Source organism: Mesorhizobium sp. P2_A12 (assembly GCF_056405075.1).
On sequence record NZ_JBFUCU010000002.1, the window covers coordinates 92,793 to 109,250 of the forward strand.

At 62.8% G+C, this 16,458-nt stretch carries 18 protein-coding genes; 8 read left to right on the forward strand and 10 right to left on the reverse strand.

What is annotated here, in order from left to right:
- Positions 1-41 precede the first annotated feature (41 nt).
- From AC1DZU_RS05250 to AC1DZU_RS05265, 4 genes are all read right to left on the reverse strand, one after another.
- Entirely contained in the window at positions 42-749 is a 708-nt protein-coding gene (locus AC1DZU_RS05250) for an LssY C-terminal domain-containing protein (RefSeq protein WP_477282410.1), read from the reverse strand.
- Positions 750-834: 85 nt separating this feature from the next.
- Positions 835-1,641, reverse strand: coding sequence for an extensin-like domain-containing protein (locus tag AC1DZU_RS05255; protein WP_477282412.1), 807 nt, complete (start codon positions 1,639-1,641; stop codon positions 835-837).
- 117 nt (positions 1,642-1,758) lie between these two features.
- Positions 1,759-2,781, reverse strand: coding sequence for an extensin-like domain-containing protein (locus tag AC1DZU_RS05260; protein ID WP_477282414.1), 1,023 nt, complete (start codon positions 2,779-2,781; stop codon positions 1,759-1,761).
- Positions 2,782-2,970: 189 nt separating this feature from the next.
- Complete coding sequence (locus tag AC1DZU_RS05265) at positions 2,971-3,396, reverse strand: DUF3775 domain-containing protein (RefSeq protein WP_184874603.1); 426 nt, start codon at positions 3,394-3,396, stop codon at positions 2,971-2,973.
- Positions 3,397-3,541: 145 nt separating this feature from the next.
- On the opposite strand from AC1DZU_RS05265, the gene AC1DZU_RS05270 reads away from it, so the two are divergent.
- On the forward strand, positions 3,542-4,081 hold the full coding sequence (locus AC1DZU_RS05270; RefSeq protein WP_477282416.1) for a tetratricopeptide repeat protein: 540 nt from the start codon (positions 3,542-3,544) through the stop codon (positions 4,079-4,081).
- Positions 4,082-4,381: 300 nt separating this feature from the next.
- Complete coding sequence (gene greA / locus AC1DZU_RS05275; protein WP_095090920.1) at positions 4,382-4,855, forward strand: transcription elongation factor GreA; 474 nt, start codon at positions 4,382-4,384, stop codon at positions 4,853-4,855.
- A gap of 251 nt (positions 4,856-5,106) precedes the next feature.
- On the opposite strand, the gene waaC is transcribed toward greA, so the two are convergent.
- Genes waaC through rfaD form a run of 3 tightly spaced genes read right to left on the reverse strand, consistent with a single transcriptional unit; the run spans position 5,107 to position 8,002 of the window.
- Positions 5,107-6,075, reverse strand: a complete 969-nt coding sequence (gene waaC, locus AC1DZU_RS05280) for a lipopolysaccharide heptosyltransferase I (RefSeq protein ID WP_477282418.1) — start codon at positions 6,073-6,075, stop codon at positions 5,107-5,109.
- Positions 6,072-7,079, reverse strand: coding sequence for a lipopolysaccharide heptosyltransferase II (waaF, locus tag AC1DZU_RS05285; RefSeq protein WP_477282420.1), 1,008 nt, complete (start codon positions 7,077-7,079; stop codon positions 6,072-6,074). Before waaF ends, waaC begins: the two co-directional genes overlap by 4 nt.
- Positions 7,052-8,002 (reverse strand): ADP-glyceromanno-heptose 6-epimerase, encoded by a 951-nt coding sequence (gene rfaD / locus AC1DZU_RS05290; protein WP_477282422.1) that lies wholly within the window; start codon positions 8,000-8,002, stop codon positions 7,052-7,054. The genes waaF and rfaD overlap by 28 nt, the downstream gene beginning before the upstream one ends.
- A 162-nt stretch (positions 8,003-8,164) precedes the next feature.
- Here rfaD and AC1DZU_RS05295 point away from each other — a divergent pair, with 162 nt between their 5' ends.
- From AC1DZU_RS05295 to AC1DZU_RS05310, 4 genes are all read left to right on the forward strand, one after another.
- Positions 8,165-8,797 carry a LysE family translocator gene (locus AC1DZU_RS05295; RefSeq protein ID WP_477282424.1) on the forward strand — a complete coding sequence of 211 codons (633 nt, stop codon included), beginning with the start codon at positions 8,165-8,167 and terminating at the stop codon, positions 8,795-8,797.
- 140 nt (positions 8,798-8,937) lie between these two features.
- Entirely contained in the window at positions 8,938-10,431 is a 1,494-nt protein-coding gene (gene rfaE1 / locus AC1DZU_RS05300; protein ID WP_477282426.1) for a D-glycero-beta-D-manno-heptose-7-phosphate kinase, read from the forward strand.
- A gap of 7 nt (positions 10,432-10,438) precedes the next feature.
- Positions 10,439-11,011 carry a D-sedoheptulose-7-phosphate isomerase gene (locus AC1DZU_RS05305; RefSeq protein ID WP_477282428.1) on the forward strand — a complete coding sequence of 191 codons (573 nt, stop codon included), beginning with the start codon at positions 10,439-10,441 and terminating at the stop codon, positions 11,009-11,011.
- Between the two features lie 12 nt (positions 11,012-11,023).
- On the forward strand, positions 11,024-11,662 hold the full coding sequence (locus AC1DZU_RS05310; protein WP_477282430.1) for an HAD-IIIA family hydrolase: 639 nt from the start codon (positions 11,024-11,026) through the stop codon (positions 11,660-11,662).
- 65 nt (positions 11,663-11,727) lie between these two features.
- Here the strand turns inward: AC1DZU_RS05310 and AC1DZU_RS05315 are convergent, their stop codons facing one another.
- Together AC1DZU_RS05315 and AC1DZU_RS05320 are read right to left on the reverse strand one after the other, a co-directional pair.
- Positions 11,728-12,522 carry a glycosyltransferase family 2 protein gene (locus AC1DZU_RS05315; RefSeq protein ID WP_477282432.1) on the reverse strand — a complete coding sequence of 265 codons (795 nt, stop codon included), beginning with the start codon at positions 12,520-12,522 and terminating at the stop codon, positions 11,728-11,730.
- A gap of 247 nt (positions 12,523-12,769) precedes the next feature.
- Positions 12,770-13,249: an Lrp/AsnC family transcriptional regulator gene (locus AC1DZU_RS05320; protein ID WP_095090929.1), complete on the reverse strand. Its 480-nt coding sequence runs from the start codon at positions 13,247-13,249 to the stop codon at positions 12,770-12,772.
- A gap of 251 nt (positions 13,250-13,500) precedes the next feature.
- On the opposite strand from AC1DZU_RS05320, the gene trxB reads away from it, so the two are divergent.
- Both trxB and AC1DZU_RS05330 read left to right on the forward strand, forming a co-directional pair.
- Positions 13,501-14,475 carry a thioredoxin-disulfide reductase gene (gene trxB, locus AC1DZU_RS05325; RefSeq protein WP_457152230.1) on the forward strand — a complete coding sequence of 325 codons (975 nt, stop codon included), beginning with the start codon at positions 13,501-13,503 and terminating at the stop codon, positions 14,473-14,475.
- A 79-nt stretch (positions 14,476-14,554) separates the two neighbouring features.
- On the forward strand, positions 14,555-15,451 hold the full coding sequence (locus AC1DZU_RS05330; RefSeq protein ID WP_477282435.1) for a LysR family transcriptional regulator: 897 nt from the start codon (positions 14,555-14,557) through the stop codon (positions 15,449-15,451).
- Between the two features lie 39 nt (positions 15,452-15,490).
- Here the strand turns inward: AC1DZU_RS05330 and AC1DZU_RS05335 are convergent, their stop codons facing one another.
- Positions 15,491-15,994, reverse strand: a complete 504-nt coding sequence (locus AC1DZU_RS05335) for a methyltransferase family protein (RefSeq protein WP_477282437.1) — start codon at positions 15,992-15,994, stop codon at positions 15,491-15,493.
- Positions 15,995-16,458 lie beyond the last annotated feature (464 nt).

Below are 16,458 nucleotides of genomic sequence, written 5' to 3' on the forward strand. Positions count from 1 at the left end.
TCAGGTCGATCCCAGACCATCTGGTCTCAGAACACATGATCTCATGGCAGTTGCTTCAACACGCCGACAACGGCCTCGCCGTCGGTGAAATAGGGATCGCCGCCGCCATTGCGCCCGCTGCTGGTGGCGCCGATGCCGGCCATGTCTCTGGTCGAAATCAGTGTGCCGGCGGTGGCCAGATCGCGCATGAGGAAATTGCGTTCGGCATCGATGTCGGGGCCGATGTGATGGGTGATGGCGCCGGTATCGTGGCTCAGCCCCACGCCGCGATCGAAGCTGGCCGAACCGAGCCACAGCGGCCGGCCGTCATCGCCGCTCGCGCCTGTCTGCCAGAGGCGGACATGATGACGCCGGTCGGCGCTGGCTCCCACCGGCTTTTCGAACGCAAGATCCTGGGCGCGGCCGTCGAACAGCAGCCGGCTGACCGGCGCATCGGGATAGGGATGGTCGAAGAGCACGCTTTCACCGATCTCGATCGCGGTCGTCAAGGTCACGGCATCGGCAGTGTCCCAGCCGGCGACGGCGAAGGCATGGACCACTTCCTTCTTGGTGCCGACAAGGCCGACATTGATTGGATCACCCGGAATGCCTTGCGGCGTGTGCGTCACCATCTCGAAGCGCTGGGTGCGAAAGCCGCGATCCCGGAATGTCCAGAATTCCGGCGCGGCGAAATAGGCGAGCGCCAGATAGGCGGCCAGGAAGGCCGCCACCCAGATTGCAATGCGTCGCCGAAAACTTCGCTGGCTCATCACCGTCGCCCGAACGTTCCGGCATCACTCTATGCGATGTCGTGTTTCGCCGGCAAAGGGCGTCGACATGCTGTTGTCCGACGCTCTAGCGGCAGGCGCGATAACCGTTCCTGCGGTTCTTGATGTCGAAGTGGAAGTGGTTGCGGTGGTCGTAATTGTAGCCGGGGCCAAGCACGGTGGTGAAATACTGGCAGCCGTCGGCGCGCACGTTGTTGAGGAAACCGCGGGTGCGGAACGCGAACAGGCCGGGCTTGCGCACGTCGATGTCGTCGCCATTGTTGAGCTCGATGCTCATCACGTCGAGCGCGTTGCCCTTACCGTGCTCCGACAGCACGCCTTCGCCGGCAATGTTGCGGCAGGAATAACTGGAACCCTGGTGGATGGTCTTGACGCCGGAGAAATAGCGCCAGCGGGCGGAGGGAACGAGTTCGTTCCTGGTCCAGCCGGCGAAAGTGGCGGCCATGTCGCAGGTCAGTGTCGCGGCGGGCTTCATCTGGATGCTGCCGATGGCAGAGACCTTGACCGGATAATCGATGCCGCACTGACCTTCATGGATCGGCGCCAGGTCGGTGTAGGCGACATCGAGGCGCTTCAACTGCTGGCGGCAGTCGGTTTCGCTGGCCGGCATCTGCTCGACCGGCGACATCGGCTCATCCATGCGCGGATAGGCGGCGCTCGTCATATAGGGATTGGACGGAACAAGCTTCTGCATGCCCGTGTATTGCGGCACGGCAGCGGTTTGCGAGCCGACATCGACGGCCGGTTCAAGTGACAGCACGCTGCCGGTGTTGCAAGCCGAAACCGCCGCGAGGGCAAGGCCGGCGGCGACCATCGCAGCACGTTTCGATTGGCGCGCGGCGGTGGAAAACACGACGCGAAATTTGCCGGCCATTGGCGGAAATCCCATTCACGGATATCCGGCATTTTAACGATCAAGGGTAAAGGAAAACTCAGCGCCCGTGTTCATGCCTGCGGCCGAATTGCGGCACGCGGTCCCGGCCAACCATGCTCACTGGCAGAATGTGCCACCATGGCGGCGCGGTTCGAGATCGAGATGGAAATGCAAGGCATGGTCGGGGTCGGCGCCTGGTCCGAGCACAGTCTTGAACGGTCCGCAGGCGGCCTTGCGCACGGCGTTGAGGAATTTCGCGTCCTTTTCCGGCGGCGTCGGGCCGACTTCGATCTTCTTGCCGTCCGACAGCGTGAAGCTGGCGATGTCGAGCGCGTTGCCGAAAGCGTGTTCCGACAGTTTTCTTGTGCCGTGGCGTGGCCGGCAGACAAAGGCCGATGCCTGGCCGATCGATTTCAGATCCGCGCCGAATTCGGCTTTCGCCGCCGGCTGGATGACATTGGCGGCGAAACGCGCCGCCGCTTCGGCCATCGGGCAATTGAGCTCGGTGCCGGGGCCGATGGCGATCGACTTGCCGAATGTCTTCAGCACGATCGGGTAGGGGATCGAGCAGCCGATTTCGGGATTGCTTTCCGCCTTGTGTTCCTCGAACTCGACGCCGAGCGTCTTCAGCCGCTCTCGGCAAGCGACTTCCTCGTCTGGCATCTTCTCGTCGGGCAGATCGGCCGAGCGCGGGTCGGGCAGCATTTTCTGGTCGCCGGCATCCGCCGGCTTTTGCGGCGGCTGCGGGGCGACAGCCGGCGGCTCAACTTCGGGCTCCGCGGTCCCTGGCTTTTGTGATGGCGTCGGCGCCACAGAAGGCGGTTCAGGGGTGTTTTCCGTATCGGCCGATGGTTCGGGGCGCGCCTGCTTTTTTTGATGCGACTTTTCTTCCTGATTGAACGGTTCAGCCGCTCCGCCGCTCTTTGGAGCTTGCGTCTTCAACTCGTCCTTCTTTGAAACGTCGGCCTTCTGTGCGTCCGCGGGACGTGGCTCCGGTACCGGGACGTCGCCAGGCGATGTCAACGGATCCATCGTTTTCTGTTGTATCTGCGACGGGCCCGGCGTGACGTGCTGCGAGCCCCGCCGTTTCAGCCGATGCTTGCCCCGCGGTTCCAGCGGCTGGTCGGCCCGCAGCGACATCGGCTGCTCTACCTGGGGCTTGTGGTGTCGATGGCGATGCCTGGCGTCGGCGGGCGTAACCAGCACAGCCGTGATGGCTACGACCAGTGCAATCCTGCAGGTTTGGGAAAAAGCAATCGACCCCATGGCCGTCAACGGCGCCGACGCAAGGTGGTTGCCTTGGCCCCATCACGAACGGTAACCACGGTGTTACGCGCCGATCGCTTCCAGCCCTTCCTCCAGCCAGTCGGCAAGCAGCGGCATGCCAAGCAGGTACTTTGCCGTGCGTTTGTTGGCGCGTTCGCGCGCCGCGGCAAGGGCATCCGCCCATTCGGTGCCATCGTAGTCGCCGCGACCGATCCAGGCCAGGGCGATGAGTTCGGCTGCTTCATCGACATTGAGGTCGTTGATCAACTCGCGCAACTCTTCCTCGGTGAGGTTTTCGGAACTTTCCTCGGCGAGGCCGTCATGATGGTGGTTGGCATGCGCCTCGCCGTCGAGTTCGACCTCGTGTTCGGCGCCACCGGCATAGTCTTCATTGACGGCGGCACTCAATGCCTTGGCCTTGAGGATGAACAGGCGCACGGTGTCGGGGCCGATCGAAAGCTCCCAATCCTTTTCAAGGCGCCGCTGCACAGCCCGTCTCCGTCAGGTCGTTTGCCCGGATGATAGCGGATTTGCAGCATCCGTCACCTGATGTTCTCCGATATGCTTTTTTTCCGGGATGAAACCTAGGGCGTCCGGCGTTAGTGTTGCATTCTCACCCCTCAAGGAGGCTTCGATGCATAAAAGAGTGCTGATCCAGGCGGCGAGCGCGCTGCTCGCTCTACAGTTCCTTGCTGTCCCAGTGTTCGCCGCCGGTAGCGACACTCCGAATACCGACCAGACCGTCACCAAGTGCAAGAAGGGCGAAGTCTGGGACAAGAAGAAGAAAAAGTGCGTCGCACCCCAGGAAGGCATGCTGGACGACGACAGCATCTATGATGCCGGTCATTCGCTGGCGCTGGCCGGCCGCTATGACGAGGCGATCGCCGTGCTCAGCCTCGCTGCCAACAAGCAGGATCCGCGCATCCTCAACTATCTCGGCTATTCGCACCGCCATTCCGGCCGCGTCACCGTCGGTCTCGGCTATTATGAGGAAGCGCTGCGCATCGACCCCAACTACACGCTGGTGCGCGAATATCTCGGCGAAGCGCATCTGCAGATCGGCGATCTGGCCGGTGCCCGGCAGCAGTTGATGGAAATCGAGAAGCGGACCGGCAAGGGTTCGCGCGAATACGGGATGCTGTCCGAGCAGATCGACCATTTCATGCGGAGCTGATTTCGGCGCCTAATACTTCTCAATCCGGCCGCGAACGATCGCGGCCGGATTTTTTGTTGCCGGCCATCGCCGGTTCGCATCTGCCGTGACAGCATTTGCGGCGACGGCATTTGTGAAAGCAGCGGATCATTTTCGCAAAACCTATTTTTGGGCGTGAAAAACCCGCGAAGATTGCTATATTCAGGGAAATTGCGGTGAAACGGTTCCGTTAGCCCGAGGCTCTCGGACCGTTTTCTTTTTGTACCCATCGACAAGGCTTTCCCCGAAACGCGGGGGTGGCAGCAGGAAAGGTCAGGCATCATGAACAAGGTCCCGATGACAGGCGAGGGGTTCGCGTCATTGAAGGAAGAGCTGCGCTGGCGCCAGCAGGAAGAGCGGCCGCGCATCATCGAGGCGATCTCCGAGGCGCGCTCGCACGGCGACCTTTCCGAAAATGCCGAATACCATGCCGCAAAAGAGGCGCAGAGCCTCAATGAGGGCCGGGTCAACGAGCTTGAAGATTATATCGCGCGCGCCGAAGTGATCGATGTCAGCAAGCTCAGCGGCGACAAGGTCAAGTTCGGCGCCACCGTGGTGCTGGTCGACGAGGACACCGAGGAAAAGAAGACTTACCGGATCGTCGGCGACCAGGAAGCCGACGTGAAATCCGGCCGCATCTCGATCTCCTCGCCGATCGCGCGCGCGCTCATCGGCAAGGAAGTCGGCGACGCCATCGAGGTCAACGCGCCAGGCGGCGCTAGGGGTTATGAGATCGTCCAGGTGCAGTTTATCTAGGGGATTTGAGAAGCGCCGATCTGCTTTTCAAGCCAAGGCTGGCGCTGCCCCTCATCGCCCTGCCGGGCACTTCTCCCCGTATAGTGACGGGGAGAAGGACGCCTTCACCGATGATTTCGCCAATTTTCAGCGTTCGCAAACATCCGCCAACTTTGCGCTCTGCTCCCTTCTCCCCGTCACTATACGGGAGAAGGTGCCGGAAGGCGGATGAGGGGCAGCACTAACCTTTCCAATTGAATTGATTGAATAAATCAATCCGCCTGGCTACGCTCCAGCAGCCTCTCTGCCTCCGCCACCACTTGCCCCGGCGTTAAATGGTCCCCAGGTGCGGCCAAAAGCGTTGATGCGTATGGCCCGCGCGGGCCGGTGAGGCCGGGCTCGGTGGCAAGAAAAACCGCAACCGTCGGCAGGCCGAAGGCGCTGGCGAGATGGGTTAGCCCGGTGTCGGCGCCAATGACCAGCGTCGAGCGGCCGATGATCGCGGCGATGTCGGAGAGCGGCGATTTGGGCACCACGACCGTTGACGGAACAGCCCCGGCGATCGCTTCGGCGACGGCCTTTTCGCGCTCGTTCGACCATGTGGTGACCGGCGTCGTTTCCCTTTCGACCAGCAGGCGGGCGGTTTCGATCCAGTCTTGGACCGGCCACTTCTTGTCTTCGCGGCTGGTCCCGTGCAGCAGGAACGCGATTTTTCCGGAGATGCCGACAAGACTGTCGGGCGGCGGGACAATGCCGGAGTCCAGCCTCGAAAGATCGGGCTGATAGCCGAGCGCCAGCCCAAACAGCCGCCGGGTGCGCTCGATGGCGTGCAGGTCGTGCGGCACGGCGTAGGTGACGTCGTAGACCAGCGACGCAGAAGGTTCGCGCGCGCTCGACCGGTCGAAGCCAGCTATCGGCGCGCCGGCCTGTCGTGCCACCAAGGCTGATTTCAGCAGTCCTTGCGCATCGATGACGAGGTCGTAGCGGCAGTCGCGCAGGGTGCGGCGCAAGGCGGCCGCTTCGCGCCATGTGCCGCCGTCGAGCAATGTCTTGCGCCAGCGCCGGATCGCCACCGTGTGGATCCTGTCGATCGCCGGATGCAACGCCACGATGCCGGCGAATGCCTCTTCCACGCACCAGTCGAAGGATATGTCGGGCCTGACAAGGCGGGCATCCTCGACGGCCGGAAAGGTGTGGATGACGTCGCCCATCGACGACGTCTTGACGATGAGGACCTTCATGCGGCTGCCGGGATTTCCAGCAGGCGTTTCGCCGCTGCCACGACCTGCTCGACTTCAAGCGTCTTCAGGCAGTTGAGGTGGCCGAGCGGACAGACCTTCTGGTGGCAAGGCGAACAGGACAGGCCGAGCCAGACCAGTTCGCGCCGTTCCGCCAGTGGCGGCGTATTCTGTGGCGAGGTCGAGCCGTAGACGGCAACGATCGGCGTGCCGACTCCCGCCGCGACATGCATCAGCCCGCTGTCGTTGGACACCGCCAGCCTTGCCGCCGAGATCAGGTCGATGGCGTCCTCCAACCGGGTCTGGCCGGCGAGGTCGACAACGCCGGGGGCGAGGGCTGCGATCTCCGCCGCCACGTCGCGGTCGTTCTTCGAGCCGAACAGCGCGACCTTCAAACCCTTCGCCATAAGATCACGGGCAAGCCCGGCATAGCTTTCACTCGGCCAGCGCTTGGCCGGGCCGAACTCGGCGCCGGGCATCAGCGCTGCGAATTTCTGGGGCGCGAGCCCGAAGCGGTCGAGCAGAGCGGCCTGGTTCTTCGCGTCCACGGTCAGGCGTGGCGGCCGGAAATTGCCGCCCTGGGCGAGGCCGAAATAAGCCTGCGCCGTGCGTCGTTTCACGCTGTCGGGCAGCGGCACGATGTCGGTCAGCAGGCCGTAGCGCATTTCGCGCAAATAGCCGAAACGGCGCGGAATGCGGGCAAAGAACGGGATCAGCGCCGATTTCCAGCTGCCCGGCAGGACATAGGCCATGTCGTAGCGGCCGCGCAGCAGTCGGCCAAAACGCCGGCGAATGGTGAATTCCAGCGCGCCGGGCTTGAGCGGAAAGTCGATCTGCTGGCGGATTTCGGGCATGCGCTTGACCAGCGGTGCGGCCCAGGCCGGCGCCAGCACATCGATCGCGGCGTTGGGATGAAGCTCTTTCAGCGCCGAAAACAGGCACTGCGCCATCACCATGTCGCCCACCCAGCGTGGGCCGATCACGAGGATCGTTGGGCTTTCAGCCATTCGACATAGTCTCTGACACCGGTTTCCACTGTCCGGAATTGGCCATTGTAACCGACCGCGCGCAAACGGGACATATCAGCTTGCGTAAAGCTCTGGTAGCTGCCCTTGAGATGGTCGGGAAACTCGATGAATTCGATCTCGCCCTTGCCCAGCGTGTCGATGACGGTTTCGGCAATGGCACGGAAGGGCTGGGCGCGGCCGGTGCCGCAGTTGAAGATGCCGCTCGATCCGCGCTTCCACAGCCACAGATTGACGTCGGCGACATCACCGACATGGATGAAATCGCGGCTTTGCTCGCCCGGTCCGAAGCCATCGTAGGCCCCGAACAATTTCGGGTTCTCGCCCCGCTCGACCTGGTTGAACAGATGGAAGGCGACCGAAGCCATGGCGCCCTTGTGCGCCTCGCGCGGACCGTAGACGTTGAAGTAGCGCAAGCCCACAACCTGCGCATGATCGGTGTCGAAGACGGTGCGCCTGACATAGTCGTCGAACAGCTTCTTGGAATAGGCATACACGTTGAGCGGCCGCTCGAGCGCCGGGTCTTCGCGAAAATCGGCGCCGCCGCCATAGACGGACGCCGAGGAGGCGTAGAGGAAGGGCACGCGCAGCGCCTGGCAGGCATGCAGCAGCCGTTTCGAGAAGGCGTAGTTCACCTCCATCATGAATTTGCCGTTCCACTCGGTGGTGGTCGAGCAGGCGCCCTGGTGGAACACGGCCTCGATGCGGCCGAACGAGCCAGCCTCCATACGGCCCAGGAAATCGTCCTTGTCGAGATAGTCGGCGATGCGCAGATCGGCGAGATTGGCGATCTTGTGGCCATCGGTGAGGTCGTCGATGACCAGGATGTCGTCATGGCCTTCGGCATTCAGCGCGGCGACGATGTTGGAGCCGATCATGCCGGCGCCGCCCGTGACGATGATCATGTTGTTGGCCCTGATACGCGTTTCGCTTGCCGATTCCGGCCCTTATAAGGGAGGCGGGGTGGGCTGTCGATAAAGCAGGCAGCGAAGCGGATGTCACAGTGGCGCCGCAAAGCTTCCGCTTCAGTCGATTTGTGCCGCCTGGCATGATCGTGAGGACAAAGAATGCCGTCGACCGAACTGCTCATCGCGTTTTTCGCCACCACGGCGATCTTCGCCTACATTCCCGGCCCGGCCATGCTCTACGCCGCCGCGCAGACGATGGCGCGCGGCCGCTGGTCCGGCCTGACGGCAGCACTTGGCATTCATCTGGGCGGCTATGTGCATGTCTTTGCCGCTGCCGCAGGCCTGTCGGTGCTGTTTCACGCTGTGCCGCCGCTCTACCTGGCGGTCAAGCTCGTCGGCGCGCTCTATCTGATCTGGCTCGGCGTTTTGCTGTTCCGCAAGCGCGTCGAGGGTGACATGGCGCTGCCCGCGATCGAGCGGAAATCGGCGCGGCGCGCCTTTTTCGAGAGCATCACCGTCGAGGTGCTCAATCCCAAGACGGCGATCTTCTTCATGGCCTTCCTGCCGCAGTTCATTGATACCTCGGCGGCGCTACCGGTCTGGCTGCAGTTCGTCGTGTTGGGCACCATCGTCAATCTGATGTTCTCTTCGGCCGATATCGTCTGCGTGTTCCTGGCCGGTGCCGTGATCGGCCGCTTGCGGCGTTCGAGCCGTGCACAGCGCCTGATGCAGCGGGCCGGTGGGGCGGTGCTGGTCGGGCTGGGTGTCCATGTCGCCCTGCAGAAGACCTGATCGCCCGGCCATCGTGGTGATGGCCAGCCGTTGCGCTGCGTGGATTTGCGGTATATCGGCTTCGCCATGAACGAACCGGCCCTTCAATTGATGATTACCCGCAAGGTTGAAATCGGCCTTTTCCACGCGTTGCCAGTGACATGATCAAGCACAATCCGCCTTCTCCCGAACCCCTGCACCGCGCCATTGCGCGGTTCGGCCAGGCCACCGTGCTGGTGGTCGGCGACTTCATCCTCGACCGGTTCGTCAACGGCGTCATCGAGCGGATCTCGCCGGAAGCGCCGATCCCGGTGCTGCACGGGCGCGGCGAAACCTCGACGATGGGCGGCGCAGGCAATGTCGTCGCCAACATCGTCTCGCTCGGCGCATCCGCTGTTCCCGTGTCGGTAATCGGCACTGATGCTGCCGGCAACAATCTCGTGCGCATGCTGCGCGAACTCGGCGCTGACACCGCCGGCCTGGCGCAGGCGCGTGGCCGCATGACCTCGTCCAAGAGCCGCTTCAGCGCGCTCAACCAGCAGGTGCTGCGCTTCGACGAAGAGGAGATCAAGCCGCTCGATGTTGCGGAGCGCGACGATCTGATCCGGCATTTCCGCGCGGCGCTGACGCGCGCCGACATCGTCGTCCTGTCCGACTATGGCAAGGGCATATTGCTCGACGGCGTCGCCGGCGACTTGATCGCCATCTGCCGTGATGCGGGAAAGCCGGTGCTGGTCGATCCGAAGGGCCGCGACTATGCGCGCTATGCCGGGGCGACCGCCATCACCCCAAATCGCAAGGAGCTTGGCGAAGCTGTCGGCCATGCGGTGTTCGCCGATGACGAGATCGTGGCGGCGGCACGCCAGCTGATTTCAGCGCATGGCTTCGATTTCGTCGTGGCGACGCGCAGCGAAAAGGGCATGAGCGTGGTCGACCCGACCGAGGCGCGCCATATCGCCACCCAGGCGCGCGAAGTGTTCGACGTTTCGGGCGCCGGCGACACGGTGATCGCGAGTTTTGCATTGGCGCTGGCGGCCGGTGCCGACCCTGTCGCGGCGGCATCGATCGCCAATGCCGCCGGCGGCGTCGTGGTGGGCAAGCGCGGCACCGCGCGGCTGACGGTCGAGGAACTCACCGGTGCGCTGTTCCGTTCGCACGGGCCGACCGCCCACAAGGATGCCATCCTCGACGCTACGTCGGCCGCGCGCATGGTCGCGGCGTGGAAGGAGGAGGGCTTGAGCGTCGGCTTCACCAATGGCTGCTTCGACATCCTGCATGCCGGCCACGTCAGTCTCTTGCATGCGGCGCGCAGCCAGTGCGACCGGCTGGTGCTTGGCCTCAACAGCGATGCTTCGGTGCGGCGGCTGAAGGGCGCCGGGCGGCCGGTCAACGACCAGCATGACCGCGCCTGCGTGCTCGCCGCCCTTGCCTCGGTCGATGCGGTCGTGGTGTTCGAGGAGGACACGCCCCTGGCGCTGATCGAAGCGCTGCTGCCCGACATGCTGGTCAAGGGCGCCGATTACACGATCGACACCGTGGTCGGTGCCGATGTGGTGCGGAAGGCGGGCGGCCGCGTCGTGCTGATCGATCTCGTCGCCGGCAAAAGCACCACCAACACCATCGGCAAATTGCGCGCCGGCGGTACCACAAGCTGAGGAATTCATGTCTGACCTGAACGACTACTTGGTCCGCTCGGCGGCCGCGATTTCCGCCATGGTCGAGCGCGACCTGACGAGCGAGATGGAGCGGGCGGTGAGCGCCATCGTGACGGCTCTTTCGCAGGGCAAAGCCTTGCTGATCTGCGGCAATGGCGGCTCGGCCAGCGATGCCATCCACATCGCCGGCGAACTGGTCGGCCGCTTCCTCAAGGAGCGCAAGGCCTACAATGTCATCGCACTGCCGGCCAATGCCGCGGTGCTGACCGCCTGGGGCAATGACTATGGCTTCGACACGGTGTTTTCGCGCCAGGTCGAGGCGCATGGCTCGGCGGGCGGCGTGCTGCTGGCAATCTCGACCAGCGGCAATTCGCCGAGCATTCTCGCCGCTGCCGAGCAGGCGCGGATGATGGACATGACGGTGATCAGCCTGACCGGCGACACCGGCGGCAAGCTCAAGCCGCTATCGGACATCCTGCTCAACGTGCCCTCGACCTCGACCCCGATCATCCAGCAGGGGCATCTGTGCCTCTATCATCATCTGTGCGAAGTGGTCGAAGCGCGTCTCAGCAATGGCTGACGGGACGTGGTCGTGAAGCCCGAACCCTATCCGCTCCAGGAGCCCGGACTGTGGGTCGAGCGGATCGACAGCAGGATTTTTCCGACCGGTACGCCTGCGCTGTTTCTCGACCGCGACGGCACCATCAATCTCGACACCGGCTATCCCGATGACCCGGCCGAAATGGTGCTGCGCGAGGATATCGCCGCTGCGATCGGTGCGGCCAATCGGGCCGGCATTCCCGTCATCATCGTCACCAACCAGTCGGGCATCGCGCGCGGCTACTACGGCTGGAGCGATTTCGCCGCCGTCAATGGCCGTGTGCTCGACCTGCTGAGCGCCGACAACGCGTTCGTGGATATGGTCCTTGCCTGCGCCTATCACGAGGCGGGCGAGGGGCCGCTTGCGATCGCCGATCATCCGATGCGCAAGCCCAATCCCGGCATGCTGCTGGAGGCGGCCAAATGTCTGGGGCTCGATCTGCGGCGTTCGCTGATCGTTGGCGACAAGCCGGCGGACATGGAGGCGGGACAGCGCGCCGGCCTCTCGCAGGGCTGGCTGGTCGACGGCGAAGCGGCCGTTCAATCGGGCTTTACAGTCGAGCCCTGGCGCGACCACGAGGATTTGGGTGGCCTGCTCGCCGCAATAGCGGCACTCGGCACCGTGTCATGATCTCGAAAAGTGGAATCCGGTTTCGGACAAGATTTGATCGTGCTCAAGCACCATCCGTGGCGGTCTCAAGTCGGATCGTTGTCTCGTGAAGCTTCATAAAGCTTGGCCTCGGTGGCGAACGAATACACCATCACCATCATCGAATAGACGAAGCCATGCCGGCCGCACAGGAAGTAGCGCTTGGCCAGGTAGAATTTCAGGAAATTGCCGAGCGGCGACAGGACCAGCCTTATCAAGCCTGGCTTCTTGCCTCTCTCGACCAGCGTGGCAACCTTGAGGCTGGAGTAGGTGTTGGCCCTTGCCAGATCCTCCGCGACAGTCATTTCGCGGCGATGCAGCAACACGCCATTTTCAATCGTACCGGTTTCGCCCGGCACCTCGAACGATTCATGGACCCGCAGGTCAATGTCCATGGTGGCCCTGTCGCGGCGGAACAGACGCAGCAGCCTGTTGTGCAGCACCCAGCGGTGCGCATAGCCATAGCCTTTCAGCTTGTCGCGCCGTCTTACGAACCATCCGTCGATGGCCTCGTTGTGAGGCTGCGTCACGGTCACGATCGACCGCCTGAGCAGGTCCTCGACGGCCTCATCGGCTTCAATCGAAAGGCACCATGGCTGCGTGGCTTGATCAAGCGCGAATTGCCGCTGACGTGGGAAACCCGGCCAATCGTTGTGAAACAGCCTTATCGGGTAGCCCTTGGCGATGAACTCCTGAATGACGTCCAGGGTGTTATCCGTCGAACCTGAATCGACGACGACGATGTCGGCGCAGAAGTCGACGCTCTCCAGGCAGGGGCCGATCATGTCGGCTTCGTTCATGCAGATGATGAGCGCCGAAACCGGGCTAGAAAATCGAGTCATGATCCCACTCTACAGCACACTGTTCTGTGAAATTACGCCGCTTGCGCCATCTGTTGTTACGCAATCCCTGTCGAAAAACCCGTCACACTTTCCTGAAATTGCCTTAGGAAACCAACAAAGCGGCCACGTCCGTCAGAACGCTCCGGCTTTCTACACCAGAGCCTGTCGAATGCGAAAGCGGCTCTGGTATGGCGAAGCCGGGAATTCGCATCGAGCGGGGACGATGTGGTGCTGCCGTCGACCAGCCTCAAGGCTGTGCAAACGAGACCAGCCCTTCGTCCTTGACCCGGCGGATGGTGAGCGCGGTGCGCACCGTGTCGACATTCGGGGTCGAAGTCAGCTCCTCGATGACGAAGGTCTGGAAGGCCCCCAGGTCGCTCGCCACGCAGTGCAGCAGGAAATCGGATTCCCCCGATACCATCCAGGCGTCGCGCACGATCGGCCAGCCGCGGGTGCGCTCTGCAAAGGTGCGCAGTTCGGCGTCGGCCTGGTGATGCAGGCCGATCAGGCAGAAGGCAACGACATCGAGGCCGAGCGCCGGCGCGTTGAGCAAGGCGCGGTAGCCGCGAATGATGCCGGCTTCCTCCAGCCGCTTGACGCGGCGCAGGCACGGCGGCGCCGAAATGCCAACGCGGTTCGACAGTTCGACATTGGTCATGCGGCCATCGGCCTGAAGCTCGCGCAGGATCTTCCAGTCGATGGCGTCGAGATCGGCCTTGAGCGGCATGAGGGCTCTCGATAAGTCAGGGGCAATACGCAAGAATCTTGCGTGATCTTGTAATTAAGCGACTTCGCTGTCCATTCCATCCCTCGCTCGGAATATTTCGGCCGATCAAGCGGCGACGGGGGTGCGACAAAGCTTTCCGGGGACGAATGCCAACCTGCCTTGCTGGCGCCGTGGGCAACACTTACATTACGCGCGATATCGACGAGTTTTCCATGCCGCAATTGCCGGCAGCCCTCCGCAGAGGCTTCCAGATGACCACCAAGCACGCGCCTGTTCTCATTATCGGCTCCGGCCCCGCCGGCTATACGGCAGCGGTCTACGCCGCCCGCGCCATGCTGAAGCCGATGCTGGTCGCAGGCCTGCAGCAGGGCGGGCAGCTGATGATCACCACCGATGTCGAGAACTATCCCGGCTTCGCCGACCCCATCCAGGGTCCGTGGCTGATGGAGCAGATGCTGAAGCAGGCCGAACACGTCGGCACTGACATCATCAACGACATCATCACCGAGGTCGACCTCAATGTGCGGCCGTTCCGCGCCAAGGGCGATTCCGGTACCACCTACACCGCGGACGCGCTGATCATCGCCACCGGCGCGCAGGCCAAATGGCTCGGCATTCCCACCGAACAGACCTTCATGGGCTTTGGCGTCTCGGCCTGCGCCACCTGCGACGGCTTCTTCTACCGCGGCAAGGATGTCGCGGTGGTCGGCGGTGGCAATTCGGCGGTGGAAGAGGCACTCTACCTGTCGAACCTCGCCAAGAGTGTGACGGTCATCCACAGGCGCAGCGATTTCCGCGCCGAGCGCATCCTGCGCGAGCGGCTCCTGAAGAAGGACAATGTCCGCGTCATCTGGGACACGGTCGTCGACGAGATCACCGGCCGTCCCGGCAAGGCGCCCTTGCCGCCTTCGGTCGAAGGGCTGAAGCTCAAGCATGCGGTGACTGGCCAGGAAACGCATCTCAAGGTCGACGGCGTGTTCGTGGCCATCGGCCACGCGCCGGCGGTCGAATTGTTTGCCGGCAAGCTGAAGCAGAAGCCGAACGGCTATCTTTGGACGGCGCCGGATTCGACCCGCACCGACGTTCCCGGCGTGTTTGCGGCGGGTGACGTGACCGACGACATCTACCGCCAGGCGGTGACCGCGGCGGGGCTCGGCTGCATGGCTGCACTCGAGGCGGAGAAGTATCTGGCCGGCATCGAAGTGCACCGCGAAGCGGCGGAATAAAGAGTTCAGAAGGCGACTTAGAAACGCCGTGTAAAAGCCTGATTTTTCATTCAGACGCCAAAACAGAATGAGGGGTAGCATGGCGTTGGACTGGGACAAGCTACGCGTGTTTCACGCTGCGGCGGAGGCAGGGTCGTTTACCCATGCGGCCGAGACGTTGCATTTGTCGCAATCGGCGATCTCGCGGCAGGTTAGCGCGCTCGAACATGATGTCGGCGTGCCGCTGTTCAACCGCCACGCCCGCGGGCTGGTGCTGACCGAGCAGGGCGAAATGCTGTTCCGCACGGCGCATGACGTGCTGATGAAGCTCGAAACCATCAAGTCGCGGCTGACCGAGACCAAGGATCGCCCGTCCGGCGTGCTCAGGGTGACGACCACCGTCGGGCTGGGCGCCGGCTGGCTGACCGAGCGGGTGCAGGAGTTCATCGAGCTCTATCCCGAAATCAGCCTGCAGCTGATCCTCGCCAACGAGGAACTCGACCTGACCATGCGCCAGGCCGATTGCGCCATCCGGCTGCGCCAGCCGCAGCAGCCGGACCTGATCCAGCGCCGCCTGTTCACCGTGCACTTCCACCTCTATGCCTCGCCCACCTATGTCGCCAAGCACGGCAAGCCGGCTTCGGTGGCCGAGCTGAAGAGCCATCGCATCGTCACCTTCGGCGTGCCGGTGCCATCGCATCTGTCGGAGCTGAACTGGCTGGAAACGATTGGCGATTTCGAAGGCGGACAAAGGGTGCCGACGCTGCAGATCAACGACATATTGTCGATCAAGCGCGCGGTGCAGGGCGGCGCCGGCATCGCCATGCTGCCCGACTATGTGATCAGCAAGGACTCCGAGCTGGTGCAATTGTTGCCGGAGACCGAGGTGCCGTCCTTCGACACCTATTTCGCTTATCCGGACGCGATGAAGAACCAGGCCAAGCTGCATGTCTTTCGCGATTTCATCATCGCCAAGGCGCGTAGCTGGTCTTTCTGATCCACCCCTGGCGTTCGACTTTCTGGTCTTCATCCTGTTTTAGAATCGCCCCCGCCAAGGCGTCAGCCGCGGCAGCCAGCCGGGCACGGCGCGGCGATAGGCCTCGTATTGCGCGCCGTAGCGGCGGGCCAATGTCGGTTCCTCGTAGAGCCGGACGAACGATACCATGGCGACCGCGCCGATGATCGCGTAGGCGGCAAGCGTCCAACTCGAGAACAGCAGCGCCTGGCCGAGGATGATCGACAGCACCGCGACATACATCGGATTGCGGACATGGCGGTAGATGCCGCCGATCACCAGTCTCTCGGTCGGCGCAACCGGAGCGGGCGTGCCCAACCCCTCGAGCGCAAAGCGGCCGAAGGCATGCAGCAGTGCAGCGATCGCGGTGACGATCAGCAGTCCGCCAACAGGCACAAAGCCCGGCAGGCTCGACCATGGCAAGCTCCAATGATCGGTCAGCAGCCAGGGCACCAGCCCGGCAACCACGCCGGGTGCGGCGATGAAGAACGCCGCGCTGCCGGCGATCGCCGAAAACGTCCGCATTGGGTGCTTCCTCCTTGATTGCCTGATAAATGAACGGCTACTGCCTGCTTCCACATCATTGCGCGGTTTTGGCATTTGGGCACAGAAATCGATCGCGATTGGCGATTCTGTAGTGTGAATCGCAGCGCCTGGCGCTCCGTTTCGCTGATTTTGCTGGTCCTATTGGTCTCGGATATGGGTTAGACCACAGCCTGCGTCTTTTTGCATGCGTGTGTTGCAAAATAGATGCTTGTTTCTTGGGCATGATGAGCACATATATAGATCATCTCCTGGGCGCGTTCTCCTCCCATTAGCGCCCTAGAGTGTTCCCCTCTGGAGGTTAGCCTTAACAGGCACTTCCAATCAAACTCAGCCGGATCTTCGTTGATCCGGCTTTTTTGTTGCCTGGGCCTTGCGGGAGCAACTCAAAAATTCATCAGAATTGCCACGTAACAGTGACATGTAACCTCAGGTAACATGACATG

What these genes read in the sequence shown, in the direction of transcription:
- AC1DZU_RS05250 (WP_477282410.1), bottom strand. Translation starts at nt 749, where the DNA reads ATGAGCCAGCGAAGTTTTCGGCGACGCATTGCAATCTGGGTGGCGGCC.
- AC1DZU_RS05255 (WP_477282412.1), bottom strand. Translation starts at nt 1,641, where the DNA reads ATGGCCGGCAAATTTCGCGTCGTGTTTTCCACCGCCGCGCGCCAATCG.
- AC1DZU_RS05260 (WP_477282414.1), bottom strand. Translation starts at nt 2,781, where the DNA reads ATGTCGCTGCGGGCCGACCAGCCGCTGGAACCGCGGGGCAAGCATCGG.
- AC1DZU_RS05270 (WP_477282416.1), top strand. Translation starts at nt 3,542, where the DNA reads ATGCATAAAAGAGTGCTGATCCAGGCGGCGAGCGCGCTGCTCGCTCTA.
- greA (WP_095090920.1), top strand. Translation starts at nt 4,382, where the DNA reads ATGAACAAGGTCCCGATGACAGGCGAGGGGTTCGCGTCATTGAAGGAA.
- waaC (WP_477282418.1), bottom strand. Translation starts at nt 6,075, where the DNA reads ATGAAGGTCCTCATCGTCAAGACGTCGTCGATGGGCGACGTCATCCAC.
- waaF (WP_477282420.1), bottom strand. Translation starts at nt 7,079, where the DNA reads ATGGCTGAAAGCCCAACGATCCTCGTGATCGGCCCACGCTGGGTGGGC.
- rfaD (WP_477282422.1), bottom strand. Translation starts at nt 8,002, where the DNA reads ATGATCATCGTCACGGGCGGCGCCGGCATGATCGGCTCCAACATCGTC.
- AC1DZU_RS05295 (WP_477282424.1), top strand. Translation starts at nt 8,165, where the DNA reads ATGCCGTCGACCGAACTGCTCATCGCGTTTTTCGCCACCACGGCGATC.
- rfaE1 (WP_477282426.1), top strand. Translation starts at nt 8,938, where the DNA reads ATGATCAAGCACAATCCGCCTTCTCCCGAACCCCTGCACCGCGCCATT.
- AC1DZU_RS05305 (WP_477282428.1), top strand. Translation starts at nt 10,439, where the DNA reads ATGTCTGACCTGAACGACTACTTGGTCCGCTCGGCGGCCGCGATTTCC.
- AC1DZU_RS05315 (WP_477282432.1), bottom strand. Translation starts at nt 12,522, where the DNA reads ATGACTCGATTTTCTAGCCCGGTTTCGGCGCTCATCATCTGCATGAAC.
- AC1DZU_RS05320 (WP_095090929.1), bottom strand. Translation starts at nt 13,249, where the DNA reads ATGCCGCTCAAGGCCGATCTCGACGCCATCGACTGGAAGATCCTGCGC.
- trxB (WP_457152230.1), top strand. Translation starts at nt 13,501, where the DNA reads ATGACCACCAAGCACGCGCCTGTTCTCATTATCGGCTCCGGCCCCGCC.
- AC1DZU_RS05330 (WP_477282435.1), top strand. Translation starts at nt 14,555, where the DNA reads ATGGCGTTGGACTGGGACAAGCTACGCGTGTTTCACGCTGCGGCGGAG.
- AC1DZU_RS05335 (WP_477282437.1), bottom strand. Translation starts at nt 15,994, where the DNA reads ATGCGGACGTTTTCGGCGATCGCCGGCAGCGCGGCGTTCTTCATCGCC.